Raw genomic sequence first — 18,155 nt, forward strand, 5'->3', positions numbered from 1 at the left:
CGGCTACTCCGGCCACCCGAGGAACCCGAAAACAGCAGTCCGGCAGCCGAACCCGGTGGCCCCGCACCACCCGAAGACCACGCGGCCTGACCGCCGGCTGCTCGCCGGACCCAGAAACCACAAAACCCGCCCCGACCGATGGTCGACGCGGGTTCTGGATGGTGGAGCTAAGGGGAATCGAACCCCTGACCTACTCGATGCGAACGAGTCGCGCTACCAACTGCGCCATAGCCCCTGGTGCCGGTACAGGTTATCAGTCCCCGGCCACCGGCAGAAATCGGTGTCTGGCTACTGGCCCGCCGCCCGCGGCAGGTCGTAATGACGCGAGAACGGCACGTAGTCGAGGTGCTCGAACGCCGGATCCTCGTCGTCGATCTCCAGCACCGCGGCACCGGGCCTACGCAGGCGTGACGGCGCTACGTCCGACTCCCGGTCGAAGGTGTTCTCGACCCCGAGGCGCGACCGGGCCATCCGCTGCGCGCGACGACGGCGCACCTGCTCCTCGATCCGGGTCTGCCTGCGCAGGTAGGCGAGATACAGCAGCGTGACAGCGGCGACGGCCACGGTCGCGTACCACATCGTCGACGACCAGGTGAACGCCGCGACGGCGCTGGTGAGCATCAGGACCGACATCACCGTGATCGTGCGGGCGCGGAACCGGTACTTGCGCGCCTGCACCGCAGCCGCGGTTGTCGACTCCCGGCGACGGCGCCGCGACTCGCTCAGCGAGCCGGCGATCCGCGGATCGGTCTCAGACGCCTCGTCGTCCTGCGATGACTCGTCGGCGTCGTCGACGTGCTCGGCGGCAGGCTCCTCGCCCGTCTCGTCGTCCTCGCCGCCATCTTCGTACTCGTCGTCGATCACCGAGTAGACGCCGGTGTCCTCGCCGGTGTCCTGCGGAACGTCCTCGGCGACCACCTGCGACTGATCGACCTCGTCGTGATCGGCCTCGTCATCGAAATCCAAAGTCAGTTCGTCGTTCTCGACGGGCGCGGGGGGCTCTTCGGCACGGACTTCCGCGACCGGCAACGCTCCGGAATCCTCGACCACGTCGACATCGAGGTAGTCGGGTTCGTCGTCGGCATTGCTCGCTTCAGCGGCGACCATCACCACCGAGCGGCTCGGCGCCTCGGCGTAGTCGTCGGCGTCCTCCTCCGACGGCTGCCAGTCCGGGTCACTGCGATGACCGGCGGCCGGCCCTCGGCGGCGCAGCCGGGTGCGCGCACCACTGTTGAGCACGCGGGTGGCCAGCGCGACATCGCTGGTGCGGCGAACCGCGTCCCGCTTGCTGATCAACATCGGAACAAGCACGAAGAGCCAAAGCACGACGAGCGAGATCCAGAGAAGAGATTGGGGGATGCTTGGCATGGCGCCTGCTCCTTTCCCCATCAGGCTAGGTCTGTGACCAGCGCATCCGTGAGCGGCGCGCCGAGACAATTACACACCTGTAATTCGCAGGAGACAAGCACCAAACGTCACACGTGTCACATTAGTAACAGCGGAGGACGCGTGTCAGGTCCAGGAGGCCCGCCCGGCACGCACCAGCGTGGACGCGACCGAGCCGTTGATCTCCTCGACCGTGATCGCCACCAGCAGGTGATCGCGCCACGCCCCATCGACGTCGAGATAGCGCTTCAGCAGTCCTTCCTCCCGCAGCCCCGCCTTTGCCAGCACCGCTCGGCTCGCCGCGTTCTCGGGACGGACGGTGGCCTCGACGCGGTGCAGCATCACCGGCCCGAAGCTGTGGTCGAGGCCCAGTGCGAGCGCCGCGGTCGCGACCCCACCGCCGGTCGATCCACTCGCCACCCAGTACCCGATCCACGCCGACCGCAGCGCCCCGTGGGTGACGTTCCCGATCGTCAGCTGACCGGCGAACTCGCCGTTGAGCTCGATCGCATACGGCAGCATGCGCCCCTTGCGGGCTTCGGCCCGCAAGCCCGAGCACACCGAAGGCCATGCCGAAACCGAGTGCCGCAGTTCCCAGTTCATGTCCGTCGACGGTTCCCAGGGTTCCAGATGGTTACGGTCGGCCAGGCGGATCCTGCTCCATTGCGCCGCATCCCGAAGTCGCACCGGGCGCAGCCGCACCAGCCCCGCGGGTACCCGCAGCGGGCCCACCGGCAGCGGCCACCCGGGGTGCTGCGACCGGGAACTGAAGAAGTTCATCACCGCTGGGCCGTGCGCTCAGCCGCGCTGCGCCAGGAAGGCGACGTCGACGATCTCGCCGGTTCTGATCTGCTCGGCCTCGCTGGGAACGATCACCAGACAGTTTGCTTCGGCGAGCGTGGCCAGCAGATGCGACGAGGCGCCGGGCGCGCCGCCGAGCGCCTGCACGAGGTACTCCCCCGTGTCCTGGTCGCGCATCAGCTGCCCCCGCAGATAGCCCTTGCGGCCGGCGACGGAACTGATCGGGGACAACGCGCGCGCCGACACGATCCGCCGCATCGCCTGGCGCTTGCCGAGCGACAGCCGGATCAGCGGCCGCACCATTACCTCGAATACGACCAACGCGCTGACCGGATTGGCGGGCAACAGGAACACCGGCACACCGTCGGGACCGAGCTGGCCGAACCCCTGGACCGATCCGGGATGCATCGCGATCCGGGTGACCTCCATGTCCCCGAGTTGCGACAGCACCGTCCGCACCCCTTCCGCGGCGGCGCCTCCGACCGCACCGGCGATCACGACGATCTCGGCACGGCTGAGCTGTCCCTCGACGACCTCGCGCAACTGATGAGGATCGGTGGGCACGATGCCGACCCGGTTCACCTCGGCGCCGGCGTCGCGTCCCGCGGCCGCCAGCGCATAGGAGTTGACGTCGTAGACCTGCCCGTTGCCCGGAGTACGCGAGATGTCGACGAGCTCGCCACCGACGCACATCACCGTCAGCCGCGGTCGCGGATGCACCAACACCCGCTCGCGGCCGACCGCGGCGAGCAGACCGACCTGGGCCGGGCCGATGATCGCGCCTGCGCGCACCGCGACGTCGCCGGGCTGCACGTCGTCGCCGGTGCGCCGCACGTAGGCACCGGACCGAACGCCGCGCAGGACCCGGACACGTGATTCGCCGCCGTCGGTCCAGCGCAACGGAAGCACGGCGTCGGCGAGGGTCGGCATCGGGGCGCCGGTCTGCACTCGGGCCGCCTGCCGGGGCTGAAGCCTGCTGGGCGTCCGGGCACCGGCCTCGATCAGCCCCATCACCGGCAGGCTGATCTCACGCGGCCGTCCGCCGTCGCCGGCCTCATCGTCGTCGTCCTCGCCGTTGGCGGCGCCGCCGAGCCCGAGCACGTCGACGCTGCGCACCGCATAACCGTCGATCGCGGCCTGGTCGAATCCCGGCAGCGGACGCTCGGTGACCACTTCCTCCGCGCACATCAACCCCTGGGCCTCGGCAATCGCGACCCGAACCGGTCGCGGCGCAACCGCGGCAGCTGCCACCCGAGCCTGCTGCTCCTCCACCGAACGCACAGTGCGCCTTTCTTCCGTCGAACCGGCGGGCGTCGACCGGCTCGCTCGGCGGTGCAGTTGCTCGCTAGTCCTCGGTCGTGCCCGGAGCGAGGCCGAGTCGCTCGACCAACCACCGGCGCAGTTCCGGCCCGTAGTCGTCCCGCTCCAACGCAAAGTCAACCGCAGCCTTGAGGTAGCCCCCGGGATTTCCAAGATCGTGTCGAGATCCGCGGTGGACGACGACGTGGACGGGATGGCCCTCGTCGATCAGCAGCGCGATCGCATCGGTGAGCTGTAGCTCGCCGCCCGCGCCGCGCGGAATCCGCCGCAGCGCGTCGAAGACCGCCCGGTCCAGGATGTAGCGGCCCGCCGCGGCGAACAGCGACGGCGCATCCTCGGCCTTGGGCTTTTCCACCATGCCCTTGACCTTGAGCACATTCGGGTTGGCGGCATCGGGCACGACCTCGACGTCGAAGACGCCGTAGGCGCTGATGTCCTCGCGGTCGACCTCGATCGCGCACAACACGGTGCCACCGCGCTTGGCGCGAACCTTCGCCATGGTCTCCAGCACTCCGGTCGGGAGCACCAGATCGTCGGGCAGCAGCACCGCGACGGCGTCCTCACCGGGCGCGAGGCTGGCCTCGACGCAGCCGACGGCGTGGCCGAGACCCAGCGGCTCGGCCTGAACCACGGATTCCACCTTGATCAGGGCGGGCGCGCGCCGCACCTTCTCGAGCATGGTCTTCTTCCCGCGGGCTTCGAGCGTGCCCTCCAGGACGAGGTCTTCGACGAAGTGCGCGACGACGCCGTCTTTCCCTTCGGAGGTGATGATGATCAGGCGCTGGGCGCCCGCCTCGGCGGCCTCCGCGGCGACGAGCTCGATCCCTGGGGTGTCGACGACGGGAAGCAGCTCCTTGGGCACCGTTTTGGTGGCAGGCAGGAAGCGCGTTCCGAGGCCGGCCGCAGGTACCACCGCGGTGTACGGCACAGGAACATCAGGCCGATTCATCGTTCACACACTAACCTCTCTGCGTCGGTTGTTCTCCCCATACCCGAGCTTGGAAGGACTACCCGGTGGCACTGGCCAAATCACAAGCACGGGCGGCCATTTTGGCTGCTCGGCGCTCATTGAGTCGGCAAGTACGCGACCGCGAGGCCGCGCAGCTGGCGGCCCACCTGGTAGCCCTGCTCTCGCCGGGCACAATAGCCTGCGCCTATATCCCGGTCGGTTCGGAGCCTGGGTCTGTCGCCCTCGTCGAGGACGCCGCCGCTCGCGACGTCACGGTGCTGCTGCCCGTCGCCCGCAACGACGACCAGGGCACTCCGCTCCCGCTGCGGTGGGGCCGCTACGAACCCGGCCGGCTGGTGCGCGCGCCGTTCGGTCTACGCGAACCCTCGCCGCCGTGGCTACCGCCCGAGGCGATCGCGGACGCCGCCGTCGTGCTGGTCCCCGCGCTGGCGGTCGACCGCGACGGCGCGCGACTGGGCCGCGGCGCCGGATTCTACGACCGGACGTTGCCGCTGGCCGATCCGGCCGCGTTGCTGGTGGCGGTGGTTCGCGACGAGGAACTGGTCGAGCGGTTGCCCGCGGAGCCGCACGATGTCGCGATGACGCACGCACTGACCCCGCAGCGGGGTCTCGTCGCGCTGCGACGGCGCACGCAGTCGGCGACACCGTGGGAATGACCACAGCCAGCTGGCGGTTCTAGCACTTGAGCCGGTAGAGTGCTAACAAGTTTGACCACCTCGGAGGTTTGTGTGCCCACCTATTCCTATGCGTGCACCGAGTGCAACAACAAGTTCGACGTGGTGCAGGCGTTCACCGACGACTCTCTGACCGAATGCCCGAAGTGCGCGGGACGACTGCGCAAGATTTTCGGCAAGGTCGGCGTGGTGTTCAAAGGCAGCGGTTTCTACCGCACCGACAGCCGCGAAGCCGGGAAGAACACCGGCTCGACCACCTCGAGCGGCAGCGAGTCGTCGTCATCCTCGTCCTCGGACAGCTCGTCGAGCTCCAGCAGCTCGTCCTCGAGCAGCTCGAGCTCGAGCAGCTCGTCGTCAACCAGCTCGCCCGCGCCCGCCGCCGCCTCCAGCTGACCGTCGAGTTATCCACAGCCGCCTGATCGGCGGCAGACGGACGCTGCGCCGACGACCTAACGTGACCCCATGGGGGATTCGCTGGACCCGACCGCGATCGACCGGCTGGCGCGCATGCTGCGTCCAGACTGGTCCCGCACTCCCGCCGCACGTCGAATCCTCGCCGGTTTCCTGGTCATCCTGGCCGCGGTCGCCGCGTGGCGCGGTGATCCGGACGCCGATCGCGCCGAGGTCGTCGTCGCGGTGCGCGACCTCTCCCCCGGTGTCGAACTCACCGCCGACGACGTCCGGGTGGAGTCACGTACGGCGCCCGCGATTCCCGATGGCGCGCAGTCCGACGTCGGTACCGTCGTCGGCGCCACACTCGCCGGTCCGACTCGTCGCGGCGAGGTGCTGACCGACGTGCGCCTGCTCGGCCCGCGGCTGGCCGAATCCACGGCGGGCCCCGATGCGCGGATCGTCCCGATACCGCTGGCCGACGCCGCGCTGACGGATCTGGTCCGGCCCGGCGACGTCGTCGACATCGTCGCCGCACCCGCGGACGAGACCGCGGAGGCACGCCTGGTGGCCGGCGATGCAGTCGTTGTGCTGGTGTCCGCCAAGGAAAGTGGCGTCGGAGCCCGGGGCGCCGGGCGGGTGGTGCTGGTCGCGCTGCCCTCAGCTGCGGCCAAGACGGTGGCCGGAGCGGCTCTCGTGCAGGCGATCACGCTCACGCTGCATTGACCCGCATCGAGCGGCAGCGAAAAGCAAAGTGCCCCCGGGATTCCCGGGGGCACTTTGGAAGTTCAGATCACCAATCGCCGATCGCCGGACCGACCGGGTAGGCACCCGCGAACGCGGAGGCCTTCGTGCCGACGACTGCCTTGATGTTGTCGCGCACCTCGGTCGAACCCGTGCCGACGGCGTGGATCTCGCCGGCGTCCGCAAGGCGGGCTTCCGAGATTCCGCGGGCGACGCCGAGATCGTTGATCCGGATCACGGAGTTCTCCGAGGCCTGGCGGCTGGTCACCACGGGAGTGGGAGCGACCTCGTCCGCGTTGGCCGTACCAGCGCTCAGACCGGAGAAAGCTGCGGCGATAAAGAACGAGCCCAGGCCGACGGCGCCGAGCTTCTTCGCACTCCGAGCGGGCGCCTTGGCATGTCGTGCCATGAGCATTCCCCTTTGAATAGAAGGACACAGGTGTCCTTGTTTACGTTTTCAGGCCTTCACAGACTAGCAGTCGCGGCGGCATTGCGCGTGCCCAGTGACAAATTCTTATTCGGGCCTCCGGGTCCATTCCCAGCTTTTTCCCAGGATTCCGAAATGACTTGCGCCACTTGCTGTTACGCAGACGAAATGACCCCGGTCACACATTATCGCCGGACGTAAATAAAGCCCGCATATTTGCCTTGCCGGACCCGCGGTGGACACTGAGTTCGGTGCGCCGACTCGCGCCCCTGAAACGAAAGGGTCATCGCCATGCTGAAAGGCTTCAAAGAGTTCATCTCGCGGGGCAACGTCATCGATCTGGCGGTCGCGGTCGTCGTCGGTGCCGCGTTCACCGGACTGGTCACCGCGTTCACCGAAAACGTGGTCCAGCCGTTGGTCGACCGGATCGGCGCGGGCCCGGACACCGAGTACGGAATCCTGAAGATCCCGCTGGGCGCGGACCAGTTCGTCGACCTGAACGCCGTGCTGTCGGCGGCGATCAACTTCCTGATCGTCGCCGCGGTCATCTACTTCGTGATCGTGGCTCCGTTCAAGAAGCTCAAGGAACGGGACGCCAAGGTGGAGTCGAGCGAAACCGAACTGACACTGCTGACCGAGATCCGCGATCTGCTGCAGGCCCAGTCCGACGGAACCGTCACCACGAAGAACCACACCGAGCAGGACGCGCCACCCACCGACAGGTGACGCTGCATCGCTCCCCGAAGACGGAAACAGCCCCCGGCCGAAGCCGGGGGCTGTTTCGTAGAGCGAGGCTCTGTGTCAGTTCATGTTCCACGGCTCGCCGTAGGTGCTGACGCTGTCGCCGGTCGAGGAGATCAACCGGGCGAACGGACGCAGCAGCACACCACCGGCGGCGCCGGTCACGGTGCCGTGAGCGTTCGAGACGACAACCGAACCACCGGGGCCGGCGACGTCGACCGAGAAGGTCGCGACTTCCTGGATACCGGGGCCGTTACCGAGGTCGGCCGAGATCGAGACACCGGGGAACAGCGGCGGGGTCACGATGGAGTCCAGCGTGCCGAAGTCGGGGTCACCGGTCGGCGCGAAGGCCCAGCCGTCGTACGCGATGTTCGGGGTGGTGTAGCTGAAGTTGATGCCGACGCCCAGCGACCAGGGGAAGCCGACCTGGTAGCCCAGCTCCAGCGTGCCCTCGAAGTCGTCGGCGCCTTCACCGGCCACGATGTAGCTGGCCTTGCCGGAGTGGAACCACTCGCGGGTCAGGCGGTTGCGGTCGAGGGGGAAAACACCGTTGAGGAACGTGTCCCACTGCTGAACTGTCAGCGTGCGGCCCTGGCCGTCGACGACACTCAGCTCATTGTCCAGACCGGCGTTGGAGGTGCCAGTGCTCACGAACAATGCCGCGATGGACGCCACCATCGCGATCAGCACCCGAGTGATTGCCTTCATGATCTCCCTAGCTATGCGTAACGAAGCCCCGGTCGGGGCTCCGAGATGTCCGTGCCTGGCTGTACTTCTTCACCACACACCTCGCAAGAGCTTGATGTGAGGAGAATTAAAAACCTCACATGTCGTTCTTACGATTAGCTCATCGTTGACACGAGGAACATAACGGGGAGGCATCTGACCGGCAACGCGTGGCCCCGGTGGTGATGTTCGGGACGCAAAGCCGCGCGTCGTTTGCTGGAGTTCCCCTGGTGTTCCCTAACCCCCTCCGTGCGGCGGCGGGGGTTGGTCGAGAAAAGCGCCGCGGATCGTGACCCCGCATCGACGTATTCGTCAATGAGAGTGAATGTGTTACGCCAGGGGCAGCTGGGAGCCCGGCGAGTAATCACAGGTCACTCGTGGTGCGGCGGGATGTTGTCCCGCAACCATCGCTCGCGCGCATCGATGTCTTCGGGGGCCACCGGTTCCCGCTCGGTATCCGGTACCTCGGGGAACGCCTTCTTCAGCAGCTCGTTAACTGAATCGCGGCGGTTCTTCGGTGTCTGTGTCACGACAATTTCTCCGTGTGATCAAGATCACAAACTTACGGGGGCGTCTGTTCACCTGTACTTAACATTGCAGATGAGACGGGTGTCAAAAAAGACGAAATCCGCACGAGGTGGAGGTGCCCACCCCGGCGGATTCCGGACTAACCGCTGACAGCGCAACGCGCTTAGATCTCCAAACTGGATAGCTGCGCGATGATCTGGCCGGCCAGGGGCCCAAGTGTCGCCATCCCGTCCCGGACCGCGGCCCGGGATCCGGCGAGATTGACGACGAGTGTGCTGCCCGAGATCCCGGCGAGGCCGCGCGACACTCCGGCGTCGATGATGCCCGCGCTCAGGCCCGAGGAACGCAACGCTTCGGAGATTCCCAGCAACTCCCGGTCGAGGAGGTCCAGCGTGGCTTCCGGGGTCACGTCACGCGGTGTGACACCCGTGCCGCCCACCGACACCACCAGATCCACGCCGCCGATCACCGCGGTGTTCAATGCGTTGCGAATCTCGACCTCGTCGGAGGAGACCACCACCACCCCGTCGACGACGAATCCGGCCTCACCGAGCAGCTCGGTGACCAACGGACCGCTGTGGTCCTCTTCGTCGCCGTGAGCTGTGCGGTCGTCGACGACGACGACGAGGGCACGACCGACCAACGCGTGTGGCTGCTCCATGAGCTCAACCGTATATCTCGGGGCGGACAACGGTGCAGCCACACGGAGGTCGGGCCGCGACTCCGCCCGATTCCGGCCGAGGGTCGCACTCACTGCTTGGCCTTGCCGAGCGTGACGTCGACGGTCTGCGGCTTGCCCGACGAATCCAGGAACGTCAGCTTCACCTTGTCTCCCGGCGCCTTGGAGCGCACCGCGGCGACGAGCGCGTCGGCGCTGCTGATCACCCGGTCGTCGAGTTTGGTGATGAGCACTCCGCTGGGCAGGCCCGCCGCGGCCGCGGCACCGCCGTCGGTCACCTCGACGATCTTGGCGCCGTCCACCCCGGCGTCGTTGCCGACCTGCACGCCGAGCGAGGCCCGCGACGCGCTACCGGTCTGGACGATCTCGTCGGCGATGCGCTTGGCCTGGTCCACCGGGATCGCGAAGCCCAGCCCGATCGAGCCGCCGCGGGGGCCACCGGCGTCGGCGCCCATGGTCGCGATGGCGGAGTTGATGCCGACCAGTTCACCGTTCATGTTCACCAGCGCGCCGCCGGAGTTGCCCGGGTTGATCGCCGCGTCGGTCTGGATCGCGTCGAGCACCGTGTTCTGGTTCTTGGCGTCACCGCTGGCGGCCACCGGCCGGTTCAGCGCGCTGATGATGCCGGTGGTGACCGTGCCTTCCAGGCCGAGGGGCGAACCGATCGCGACCACGTCCTGACCCACCCGCAGGTCCGCCGACGAGCCGACCTCGATCGGGGTCAGGTCCGACACGTTCTTGGCGCGCACCACCGCGATGTCGCTGCTGGGGTCGGCGCCGACGACGGAGAACGTGGTGGCGCTGCCGTCGGCGAACGTGACCTTGGTCTGCGCGGGCGGGCCGGCGTCACCGGCCGCGGCGGCCACGACGTGATTGTTGGTCAGAATCAGACCGTCCGAGGACAGGATCACGCCGGAGCCCTCTTCGGTCGCCCTGCCCTGGTTCACCTCGAGCTTGACCACGCTGGGCACGACCTTGGCGGCCACCGCCTCCACCGAGCCACCCGGCACGCTGGCCGCGGGCATCGACGGCGCGGCCCCGCTGGCGCTGATCCCGCCGACGCTGTGGTCCGGGTGCACCAGCATCGCGACGCCACCGCCGACACCTGCCGACAGCAGCGACAGGGCCAGCGCGCCTGCGATCAAACCCGATGCGCGCGAACGCTTCCGGGGTCCGGGCGGTGGGGTCGGCGCACCGGGACGCGGGTACTGGCCCGGGCCCGTCGGCATCTGCGCGCCGGGATAGGGGTCGTAGGGGCCCCGAAAGGCTTGCCGCTGTTGCTCTGTCGCGTAGCGCCAGTCCCAGTTGCCGGTGCCCTGCGGCTCATAGGAGCCCGACCGCGGCGACCCTGCGGGGCCTTGGGGCGCCTGTCCGGGGTAGCCGGTCGGACGACCCGGTTGCGGAGTCGGCGAGTACCTCGGGTGGTTGGTCATATCGCTGCAGTGCTCTCCCTCGAATTGATCGTGTCCGGTACGACAACGACCGTTGCTAGCTCAGCGTGCCCAAACGTACTGAGAAACGGCTTAGAGTTCGATTGCCTTTCCGACAACTTTTGAGCCCATGCCCCGAGTACGCCCGTCTCAACCATTCTGGTCGGTGAGCCAGGTCACCCGCACGACCGGATTCCGCGTGTCGCGGGGCTACTCGTCGTCGGCGGTCCCGATCGAGGGACGGCCGGGCAGGACCACGCGCATCGACGTTCCGGGGGGCTGCCCACCCGGCACGGTGTCCTCGATCCGCAGTGTTCCACCGTGTTTGAGCACCACCTGCTTCACGATCGCCAGGCCGAGACCCGAGCCCGGCATCGCCCGCGCGGTGGTCGAACGGTAGAACCGCTCGAAGACGAGATCGCGCTCCTGGGGCGGGATTCCGGGCCCGTGATCGGCCACCACCAGTTCGGCGGCCAGCGGGTCGACCTGGGTCAGACTCACCGCGACGACACCGCCGGGCGGGCTCCACTTCGCGGCATTGTCGAGCAGGTTGAGCACTGCCCGTCCCAGTCCCGCCGCGTCGCCGAACACCTGCCACGGGGTCACCGACACGGTGAACTCGATGTCGTTGCGGCGCCTGCGGACCCGCTCCAGCGACCGCTCGATCACCTCGGACAGCTCGACCGTCTCGTGCACCGCGTTGCCGGCTTCCTCGCGGGTGAGGTCCACCAGGTCGCCGACCAACGTCGACAGTTCCTCGATCTGCCCGATCACGTCGCTGCGCAGCTCCGCCATGTCCTCCTCGGGGATCTGCGGCGCACCCGGTTTCATCGAGCTCATCAACAACTCGACGTTGGTGCGCAGCGACGTCAGCGGGGTCCGCAGTTCGTGCCCGGCGTCGGCGACCAGTCGGGCCTGCCGTTCCCTGGACTCGGCCAGCGCGCGCAGCATCATGTTGAAAGCCTCGGTGAGGCGGGCGAGTTCGTCGTTACCCACCACCGGGATCGGATGGAGGTCGTCGGTGCGCGCGACCCGTTCGGCGGCCTGCGTCAGCCGGCCCACCGGTCTGAGTCCTGCGCTGGCGACGATCCCGCCGGCGATCGCGGCCACCGCGACCCCGATGCCGCCGACGATGAGCAGGACGGTGCCGAGCCGTTTGAGCACCTGGCCCGTCGGGGCCAGGCTCTTGGACAACAGCAGCGAGTTGCCGCTGGCCAGGTGCACGGCGAGCACCCGCTGATGTTCGACGGTGCGCAGCGACATCCACAGCGTGCCGTCCATGACGTCCTGCTCGGGACGGCCGACCGGCAGCGTCTGGCCCTGCTGGTTGGCGGTGTACTTGCTGCGGCCGGGGATGTAGAACATCGCGTTCATGTCCGAGTACGCGGTGCCCTCGATGGCCTTGGCCGGGTTGGCGTCCAGCGAACCGCTCTCGATGAGCATCTGGGCGCGGGTGCGCAGTTGGTTGTCGATGTCGTCGTAGAGGGCCCGCGTCACCACCGCGTAGCCCGCGACACCCATCATCACGACCGGGATCACCGCCATCGCCATCGCCAGCAGCATCACCCGCCAGCGCAGCGAGATCGAACTCGCCGGCGGGGGCGGTGGAGCAGGCGGGGCGTGTCCCGTCCACGATCCGGCTCGGTCGTCCACCACGATCAAGGCGGCGTCTCGCGGAGTACGTAACCCACTCCGCGCACGGTGTGGATCAGCCGCGGTTCACCTTCGGCCTCGGTCTTGCGGCGCAGATATCCGACGTAGACCTCGAGGGCGTTGCCGGAGGTCGGGAAGTCGAAGCCCCAGACCTCCTCGAGGATGCGGCTTCGGGTCAGCACCCGGCGCGGGTTGGCGATCAGCATCTCCAGCAGGGAGAACTCGGTGCGGGTCAGGCTGATCGGACGGTCGCCCCGGGTCACCTCGCGGGTCACCGGGTCCAGGGTCAGATCCGAGAACGTCATCGCCGCCGAGTCGGCGTCGCCGTCCACCGGGCTGGTGCGGCGCAGCAGCGCCCGCATACGCGCGAGCAACTCCTCGAGCGCGAATGGCTTCGGCAGATAGTCGTCGGCGCCCGCGTCGAGCCCGGCCACCCGCTCGGAGACCGAGTCGCGGGCGGTGAGGACCAGGATGGGGAGGTCGTCGCCGGTGCTTCGCAGCTGCCGGCACACCTCAAGGCCGTCCAGTCGCGGCATCATCACATCCAGCACCACCGCATCAGGGCGATCACTGGCGATCAGATCGAGGGCTTCCCGGCCATCCTGGGCGAGTTCGACGGAGTATCCGTTGAACGACAGAGACCGGCGCAGGGATTCGCGCACGGCGCGATCGTCATCAACGACAAGTATGCGCACTGCCACAGTTTCAACCCAGTGTCTGAGAGTGACCTGAGAGGCGCGCCGTCAATCCGAAGGTTTGCCTGAGAGTTAGCGGCGGTCGAGGTCGACCAGGCCCAGACGGGCGGCCTTGAGCAGGCGACGGGGCACCTTGCGCGGCTGACCTGCGACAGTCACGGTCACCAGGTTGGCGGCCTCCGCTTTCCACTGCGCGCGCCGGCTACGGGTGTTCGCGCGCGACATCCTGCGCTTCGGCACAGCCATGATCGAGCTCCATCTGTTCGGGGTGAGGATGCCTGCGCGAGTCTTGGACACAACTCTGGCACTGGCAATTGCCGTTCAGGATAACCGGTGGGCTCGGTGCGCTCCAAACTCCGCGGCCCGCTCCGACGCCGTAAGGGTCAAAACCTTGACTTGATACCGGCGGTACCTATTAACCTACCGGTTGGTTGGTTGCTGTGACCGGATTCACGGGCGAGGAGCGGGTGTGACGACTGCGGTGGACTCCGGGCATTCCGGTGTCGCGGGCCGCACCCCCGCGCGCATCGGGAACTGCTCGGGCTTCTACGGGGACCGGTTGGCCGCCATGCGGGAGATGCTCACCGACGGCGGACTCGACTACCTGACCGGCGACTACCTCGCCGAGCTCACCATGCTCATCCTCGGCCGCGACCGGATGAAGAATGCGGACCGCGGCTACGCCAGGACGTTCCTGCGCCAGCTCGAGGACTGCCTCGGCCCGGCCAAGGACCGCGGGGTCCGCATCGTCACCAACGCCGGCGGGCTGAACCCGGCCGGCTTGGCCGACGCCGTCCGCGCGCTGGCCGACCGGCTGGGCATCGCGGTGGCGGTCGCCCACGTCGAGGGCGACGATCTGTTGCCGAGGGCTGACGCACTCGGCCTGGGGGCACCTCTGACCGCGAACGCCTACCTCGGCGCGTGGGGCATCGTCGAATGCCTCGCCGCCGGCGCCGACGTCGTCGTCACCGGTCGGGTCACCGACGCGTCCGTGACCGTCGGCGCGGCGGCCGCGCACTTCGGCTGGTGCAGAACCGATTACGACCGCATCGCCGGTGCGGTGGCGGCCGGTCACGTGATCGAGTGCGGTACGCAGGCCACCGGCGGCAACTACTCCTTCTTCGCGCGCGACTTCCCCGACCTCGCCGCGCTGGCCCACCCCGGCTTCCCGATCGCCGAGATCCACCGCGACGGGTCCTCGGTGATCACCAAGCACGACGGCACCGGCGGGGCGGTCACCCGCGACACCGTCACCGCCCAGCTGCTCTACGAGATCGCGGGCGCCCGCTACGCGAACCCGGACGCGACACTTCGCGTCGACAGCATCACCCTGTCGGCCGACGGTGCCGACCGCGTCCGGATCAGCGGGGCCAAGGGCGAGCCGCCGCCCCCGGCGCTGAAGGTGTCGCTGAACAGCCTCGGCGGCTTCCGCAACGAGATGACGTTCGTGCTGACCGGGCTCGACATCGACGCGAAGGCCGATCTGGTGCGTCACCAGCTGGAATCCAGTCTGACGGTGCGGCCGGCCGAGCTCGACTGGGCCTTGGCGCGCACCGACCACCCCGACGCCGACACCGAACAGACCGCGAGCGCGCTGCTGCGCTGCGTGGTGCGCGATCCCGACCCGAACACCGTGGGACGACAGTTCTCGTCCGCCGCCGTCGAACTCGCGCTGGCCAGCTATCCCGGGTTCACGACGACCGCTCCCCCGGGCGACGGACAGGTCTACGGCGTGTTCACCGCCGCGTACGTACCGGCCCACGAGGTCCCGCACCTCGCGGTCCTGCCGGACGGCACCCGCGTCACCGTCGACGCCGCGTCGGAGACCTTGGAGCTCGCGCCGGTACCGGAGCCGGACGTCGCGCTCCGCAGCGACTCGGGGCCGACGCGCCGGGTCCCGCTCGGCACCATCGCCGGAGCCCGCAGCGGCGACAAGGGCGGCAGCGCGAACGTCGGGGTCTGGGTGCGTGAACCCGCGCAGTGGTCATGGCTGGCCCACACGCTGACCGTGGACAAGCTGCGGGAGCTGTTACCCGAAGCCGCGGACCTGCCGGTCACCCGCCACGTGCTGCCGAACCTGCGGGCGGTGAACTTCGTGATCGACGGGATCCTCGGTCAGGGCGTGGCCTACCAGGCACGGTTCGACCCGCAGGCCAAGGGGCTCGGCGAATGGCTGCGGAGCCGGTATGTCGACATTCCCGAGGAGCTGCTCGAATGAGCATCTGGACCACCCCCGAGCGGGACGCACTGCGAGAAACGGTGCGGGCCTTCGCAGAACGCGAAGTGCTACCGCACGTCGACGAATGGGAACGCTCCGGTGAACTGCCCCGTGCCCTGCACCGCGCCGCGGCGCGGGCCGGACTGCTCGGGGCCGGCTTCCCGGAAGCCGTCGGGGGTGAGGGCGGTGACGGCGCCGACGCGGTGGTCATCTGCGAGGAGATGCACCAGTCCGGCGCTCCGGGCGGGGTTTTCGCATCACTGTTCACCTCAGGGATCGCGGTGCCGCACATGATCGCCTCCGGTGACCAACACCTCATCGACACCTATGTCCGCCCGACGCTGCGCGGCGAGAAGATCGGTTCGCTGGCCATCACCGAACCCGGCGGCGGCTCCGACGTCGGCCATCTGATCACCCGAGCCCAGCGGGACGGGCCGGACTTCATCCTCAACGGCGCGAAGACCTACATCACCTCCGGTGTGCGCGCCGACTACGTCGTCACCGCCGTACGCACGGGCGGACCTGGGGCCGCGGGTATCTCGCTGATCGTCGTGGACAAGGGCACACCCGGCTTCGAGGTGACGCGCAAGCTCGACAAGATGGGCTGGCGGTCCTCGGATACCGCCGAACTGTCCTACACGGACGTGCGGGTTCCGGCCCATAACCTGGTGGGCGCCGAGAACACCGGCTTCCTGCAGATCGCGGCCGCGTTCGTCTCCGAGCGTGTCGGCCTCGCCGCCCAGGCGTATTCGAGCGCTCAACGGTGCCTGGACCTGACCGTCGACTGGTGCCGCAACCGTGAGACCTTCGGCAGGCCGCTGCTCAGCAGGCAGTCGGTGCAGAACACGCTCGCCGAGATGGCGCGCCGCATCGACGTGGCCCGGGTCTACACCAGGCACGTCGTCGAACGGGAGCTCGCCGGAGCCGCCCCGGCGGCGACATCAGGCCCCGGTGAGACAAACCTGATCGCCGAGGTCTGCTTCGCCAAGAACACCGCCGTCGAGGCCGGTGAGTGGGTCGCCCACCAGGCGGTGCAGCTGTTCGGCGGTATGGGCTACATGGCCGAGTCCGAGGTCGAGCGCCAGTACCGCGATATGCGCATCCTGGGAATCGGCGGCGGAACCACCGAAATCCTCACCTCGCTGGCCGCCAAGACGTTGGGATATCAGGCATGAGGCTCACGTCGGCTGTCGACCTCCGCTCCCCCGCCTATATCGAGGCGGCCGATGCGATGGCGGTCAAACTCGCCGAACTGGACTCCGAGCACGCGAAGGCGTTGGCCGGCGGCGGTGAGAAGTACGTCGCCCGACACCATGCCCGCGGCAAGATGACCGCCAGGGAGCGGATCGAGGCGCTGCTCGACCCCGATTCGCCGTTCCTGGAGCTCAGCCCGCTCGCGGCGTGGGGCACCGACTTCACCGTCGGCGCCAGCGTGGTGACCGGCATCGGCGTCGTCGAAGGCGTCGAATGCCTGCTCGTCGCCAACGACCCGACCGTCAAGGGCGGTACCAGCAACCCGTGGACACTGCGGAAGATCCTGCGCGCGAACCAGATCGCGTTCCAGAACCGGCTGCCGGTGATCTCTCTGGTGGAATCGGGCGGGGCCGACCTGCCGACACAGAAGGAGATCTTCATCCCGGGCGGGCAGATGTTCCGCGATCTGACCCGACTCTCGGCGGCGGGCATCCCGACCATCGCGCTGGTGTTCGGCAACTCGACCGCGGGCGGCGCCTACATCCCGGGCATGTCCGATCACGTCGTGATGATCAGGGAACGCTCGAAGGTGTTCCTCGCCGGCCCGCCGCTGGTGAAGATGGCCACCGGCGAGGAATCCGACGACGAGTCACTCGGTGGCGCCGAGATGCACTCCCGCACCTCCGGTCTCGGCGATTATCTCGCCGTCGACGAGCTCGACGCGCTGCGTATCGGACGCCGCATCGTGGCCCGGCTCAACTGGCGCAAACAAGGCCCGGCTCCCCGGCCGTTCGCCCCGCCGGTGTTCGACGAAGACGAGTTGATCGGCATCGTGCCACCGGATCTGAGGATTCCCTTCGACCCACGCGAGGTGATCGCGCGGATCGTCGACGGATCGGACTTCGACGAGTTCAAGCCGCTCTACGGCGGCTCGCTGGTGACCGGGTGGGCCAACCTGCACGGCTATCCGCTGGGAATCCTGGCCAACGCGCGCGGGGTGCTGTTCAGCGAGGAGTCGCAGAAGGCCACCCAGTTCATCCAGCTCGCCAACCGCTCCGACACCCCATTGTTGTTCCTGCACAACACCACCGGCTACATGGTGGGCAGGGCCTACGAGGAACGCGGCATGGTCAAGCACGGCTCGATGATGATCAACGCGGTGTCCAACTCGACCGTGCCGCACATCTCGCTACTCATCGGGGCCTCCTACGGCGCCGGGCATTACGGCATGTGCGGGCGCGCCTACGATCCGCGGTTCCTGTTCGCCTGGCCCAGCGCGAAATCCGCGGTGATGGGCGGCACCCAGCTCGCCGGGGTGCTGTCCATCGTGAACCGCGCGGCCACCGAGGCCCGCGGTGGACAGGTCGACGAGGCCGCCGACACCGCCCTGCGGGCCGCGGTCGAGGCGCAGATCGAGGCCGAGTCGCTACCGATGTTCCTGTCCGGGCGGCTCTACGACGACGGCGTGATCGACCCCCGCGACACCCGCACCGTGCTGGGGATGTGCCTGTCCGCCATCGCCAACGGCCCGATCGAGGGGACGTCGAACTTCGGCGTCTTCCGGATGTGAGCGCGATGT

The 18,155-nt window shown here is 68.3% G+C and carries 19 protein-coding genes and 1 tRNA gene; 7 read left to right on the plus strand and 13 right to left on the minus strand.

Annotated elements, in window-relative coordinates; translation table 11 throughout:
• Positions 1-159 precede the first annotated feature (159 nt).
• From BST38_RS24420 to BST38_RS24440, 5 genes are all read right to left on the minus strand, one after another.
• Positions 160-235, minus strand: a tRNA-Ala gene (locus BST38_RS24420).
• A gap of 53 nt (positions 236-288) precedes the next feature.
• Positions 289-1,368, minus strand: coding sequence for a divisome protein SepX/GlpR (sepX, locus tag BST38_RS24425; RefSeq protein ID WP_083146080.1), 1,080 nt, complete (start codon positions 1,366-1,368; stop codon positions 289-291).
• Between the two features lie 144 nt (positions 1,369-1,512).
• Positions 1,513-2,166 carry a GNAT family N-acetyltransferase gene (locus BST38_RS24430; protein ID WP_083146081.1) on the minus strand — a complete coding sequence of 218 codons (654 nt, stop codon included), beginning with the start codon at positions 2,164-2,166 and terminating at the stop codon, positions 1,513-1,515.
• Between the two features lie 18 nt (positions 2,167-2,184).
• The gene (glp, locus tag BST38_RS24435; RefSeq protein ID WP_083146082.1) at positions 2,185-3,468 is read right to left on the minus strand and encodes a molybdotransferase-like divisome protein Glp; all 1,284 of its coding nucleotides are present in this window, start codon (positions 3,466-3,468) and stop codon (positions 2,185-2,187) included.
• A 64-nt stretch (positions 3,469-3,532) separates the two neighbouring features.
• Positions 3,533-4,456 (minus strand): UTP--glucose-1-phosphate uridylyltransferase, encoded by a 924-nt coding sequence (locus BST38_RS24440; RefSeq protein ID WP_083146083.1) that lies wholly within the window; start codon positions 4,454-4,456, stop codon positions 3,533-3,535.
• Between the two features lie 65 nt (positions 4,457-4,521).
• Between BST38_RS24440 and BST38_RS24445 the strand changes: the two genes are divergently transcribed.
• The 3 genes from BST38_RS24445 to BST38_RS24455 all read left to right on the plus strand — a co-directional run bounded on the left by BST38_RS24445 (position 4,522) and on the right by BST38_RS24455 (position 6,267).
• Positions 4,522-5,133, plus strand: a complete 612-nt coding sequence (locus tag BST38_RS24445; protein WP_083146084.1) for a 5-formyltetrahydrofolate cyclo-ligase — start codon at positions 4,522-4,524, stop codon at positions 5,131-5,133.
• Positions 5,134-5,205: 72 nt separating this feature from the next.
• The gene (locus BST38_RS24450) at positions 5,206-5,544 is read left to right on the plus strand and encodes an FmdB family zinc ribbon protein (RefSeq protein ID WP_083146085.1); all 339 of its coding nucleotides are present in this window, start codon (positions 5,206-5,208) and stop codon (positions 5,542-5,544) included.
• Positions 5,545-5,613: 69 nt separating this feature from the next.
• Positions 5,614-6,267: an SAF domain-containing protein gene (locus BST38_RS24455; protein ID WP_083146086.1), complete on the plus strand. Its 654-nt coding sequence runs from the start codon at positions 5,614-5,616 to the stop codon at positions 6,265-6,267.
• A 67-nt stretch (positions 6,268-6,334) separates the two neighbouring features.
• Here BST38_RS24455 and BST38_RS24460 read toward each other — a convergent pair whose 3' ends face one another.
• On the minus strand, positions 6,335-6,694 hold the full coding sequence (locus tag BST38_RS24460; RefSeq protein WP_083146147.1) for a hypothetical protein: 360 nt from the start codon (positions 6,692-6,694) through the stop codon (positions 6,335-6,337).
• A 309-nt stretch (positions 6,695-7,003) separates the two neighbouring features.
• Between BST38_RS24460 and mscL the strand changes: the two genes are divergently transcribed.
• A complete protein-coding gene (gene mscL / locus BST38_RS24465) occupies positions 7,004-7,438 on the plus strand; it encodes a large-conductance mechanosensitive channel protein MscL (protein ID WP_083146087.1) in 435 nt (144 codons plus the stop codon).
• A 75-nt stretch (positions 7,439-7,513) separates the two neighbouring features.
• Here the strand turns inward: mscL and mspA are convergent, their stop codons facing one another.
• From mspA to rpmF, 7 genes are all read right to left on the minus strand, one after another.
• Positions 7,514-8,161 carry a porin MspA gene (gene mspA / locus BST38_RS24470; RefSeq protein WP_083146088.1) on the minus strand — a complete coding sequence of 216 codons (648 nt, stop codon included), beginning with the start codon at positions 8,159-8,161 and terminating at the stop codon, positions 7,514-7,516.
• Between the two features lie 389 nt (positions 8,162-8,550).
• A complete protein-coding gene (locus tag BST38_RS29460) occupies positions 8,551-8,709 on the minus strand; it encodes a hypothetical protein (RefSeq protein ID WP_165761641.1) in 159 nt (52 codons plus the stop codon).
• 161 nt (positions 8,710-8,870) lie between these two features.
• Positions 8,871-9,368 (minus strand): MogA/MoaB family molybdenum cofactor biosynthesis protein, encoded by a 498-nt coding sequence (locus BST38_RS24475; protein WP_083146089.1) that lies wholly within the window; start codon positions 9,366-9,368, stop codon positions 8,871-8,873.
• Between the two features lie 89 nt (positions 9,369-9,457).
• Positions 9,458-10,819, minus strand: coding sequence for a S1C family serine protease (locus BST38_RS24480; protein WP_083146090.1), 1,362 nt, complete (start codon positions 10,817-10,819; stop codon positions 9,458-9,460).
• A 207-nt stretch (positions 10,820-11,026) separates the two neighbouring features.
• Positions 11,027-12,469: a HAMP domain-containing sensor histidine kinase gene (locus BST38_RS24485; protein WP_083146148.1), complete on the minus strand. Its 1,443-nt coding sequence runs from the start codon at positions 12,467-12,469 to the stop codon at positions 11,027-11,029.
• A 5-nt stretch (positions 12,470-12,474) separates the two neighbouring features.
• The gene (locus BST38_RS24490) at positions 12,475-13,164 is read right to left on the minus strand and encodes a response regulator transcription factor (protein ID WP_083146091.1); all 690 of its coding nucleotides are present in this window, start codon (positions 13,162-13,164) and stop codon (positions 12,475-12,477) included.
• A gap of 72 nt (positions 13,165-13,236) precedes the next feature.
• Entirely contained in the window at positions 13,237-13,410 is a 174-nt protein-coding gene (rpmF, locus tag BST38_RS24495; protein ID WP_083146092.1) for a 50S ribosomal protein L32, read from the minus strand.
• Positions 13,411-13,633: 223 nt separating this feature from the next.
• Between rpmF and BST38_RS24500 the strand changes: the two genes are divergently transcribed.
• Genes BST38_RS24500 through BST38_RS24510 form a run of 3 tightly spaced genes read left to right on the plus strand, consistent with a single transcriptional unit; the run spans position 13,634 to position 18,146 of the window.
• Positions 13,634-15,382, plus strand: coding sequence for an acyclic terpene utilization AtuA family protein (locus tag BST38_RS24500; RefSeq protein WP_272818860.1), 1,749 nt, complete (start codon positions 13,634-13,636; stop codon positions 15,380-15,382).
• Positions 15,379-16,557: an acyl-CoA dehydrogenase family protein gene (locus tag BST38_RS24505; protein ID WP_083146094.1), complete on the plus strand. Its 1,179-nt coding sequence runs from the start codon at positions 15,379-15,381 to the stop codon at positions 16,555-16,557. The genes BST38_RS24500 and BST38_RS24505 overlap by 4 nt, the downstream gene beginning before the upstream one ends.
• The gene (locus BST38_RS24510; protein ID WP_083146095.1) at positions 16,554-18,146 is read left to right on the plus strand and encodes an acyl-CoA carboxylase subunit beta; all 1,593 of its coding nucleotides are present in this window, start codon (positions 16,554-16,556) and stop codon (positions 18,144-18,146) included. The genes BST38_RS24505 and BST38_RS24510 overlap by 4 nt, the downstream gene beginning before the upstream one ends.
• The last annotated feature ends 9 nt before the right edge of the window (positions 18,147-18,155 follow it).

The sequence above is a fragment of the Mycolicibacterium parafortuitum genome, assembly GCF_002086815.1.
Classification (GTDB): Bacteria; Actinomycetota; Actinomycetes; order Mycobacteriales; family Mycobacteriaceae; genus Mycobacterium; species Mycobacterium parafortuitum.

Coding starts and splice junctions, on each gene's coding strand:
- BST38_RS24460 (WP_083146147.1), bottom strand. CDS start 6,694: ATGGCACGACATGCCAAGGCGCCCGCTCGGAGTGCGAAGAAGCTCGGC.
- sepX (WP_083146080.1), bottom strand. CDS start 1,368: ATGCCAAGCATCCCCCAATCTCTTCTCTGGATCTCGCTCGTCGTGCTT.
- mspA (WP_083146088.1), bottom strand. CDS start 8,161: ATGAAGGCAATCACTCGGGTGCTGATCGCGATGGTGGCGTCCATCGCG.
- BST38_RS24510 (WP_083146095.1), top strand. CDS start 16,554: ATGAGGCTCACGTCGGCTGTCGACCTCCGCTCCCCCGCCTATATCGAG.
- BST38_RS24475 (WP_083146089.1), bottom strand. CDS start 9,368: ATGGAGCAGCCACACGCGTTGGTCGGTCGTGCCCTCGTCGTCGTCGTC.
- BST38_RS24430 (WP_083146081.1), bottom strand. CDS start 2,166: ATGAACTTCTTCAGTTCCCGGTCGCAGCACCCCGGGTGGCCGCTGCCG.
- BST38_RS24505 (WP_083146094.1), top strand. CDS start 15,379: ATGAGCATCTGGACCACCCCCGAGCGGGACGCACTGCGAGAAACGGTG.
- BST38_RS24440 (WP_083146083.1), bottom strand. CDS start 4,456: ATGAATCGGCCTGATGTTCCTGTGCCGTACACCGCGGTGGTACCTGCG.
- rpmF (WP_083146092.1), bottom strand. CDS start 13,410: ATGGCTGTGCCGAAGCGCAGGATGTCGCGCGCGAACACCCGTAGCCGG.
- mscL (WP_083146087.1), top strand. CDS start 7,004: ATGCTGAAAGGCTTCAAAGAGTTCATCTCGCGGGGCAACGTCATCGAT.
- BST38_RS24455 (WP_083146086.1), top strand. CDS start 5,614: ATGGGGGATTCGCTGGACCCGACCGCGATCGACCGGCTGGCGCGCATG.
- BST38_RS24480 (WP_083146090.1), bottom strand. CDS start 10,819: ATGACCAACCACCCGAGGTACTCGCCGACTCCGCAACCGGGTCGTCCG.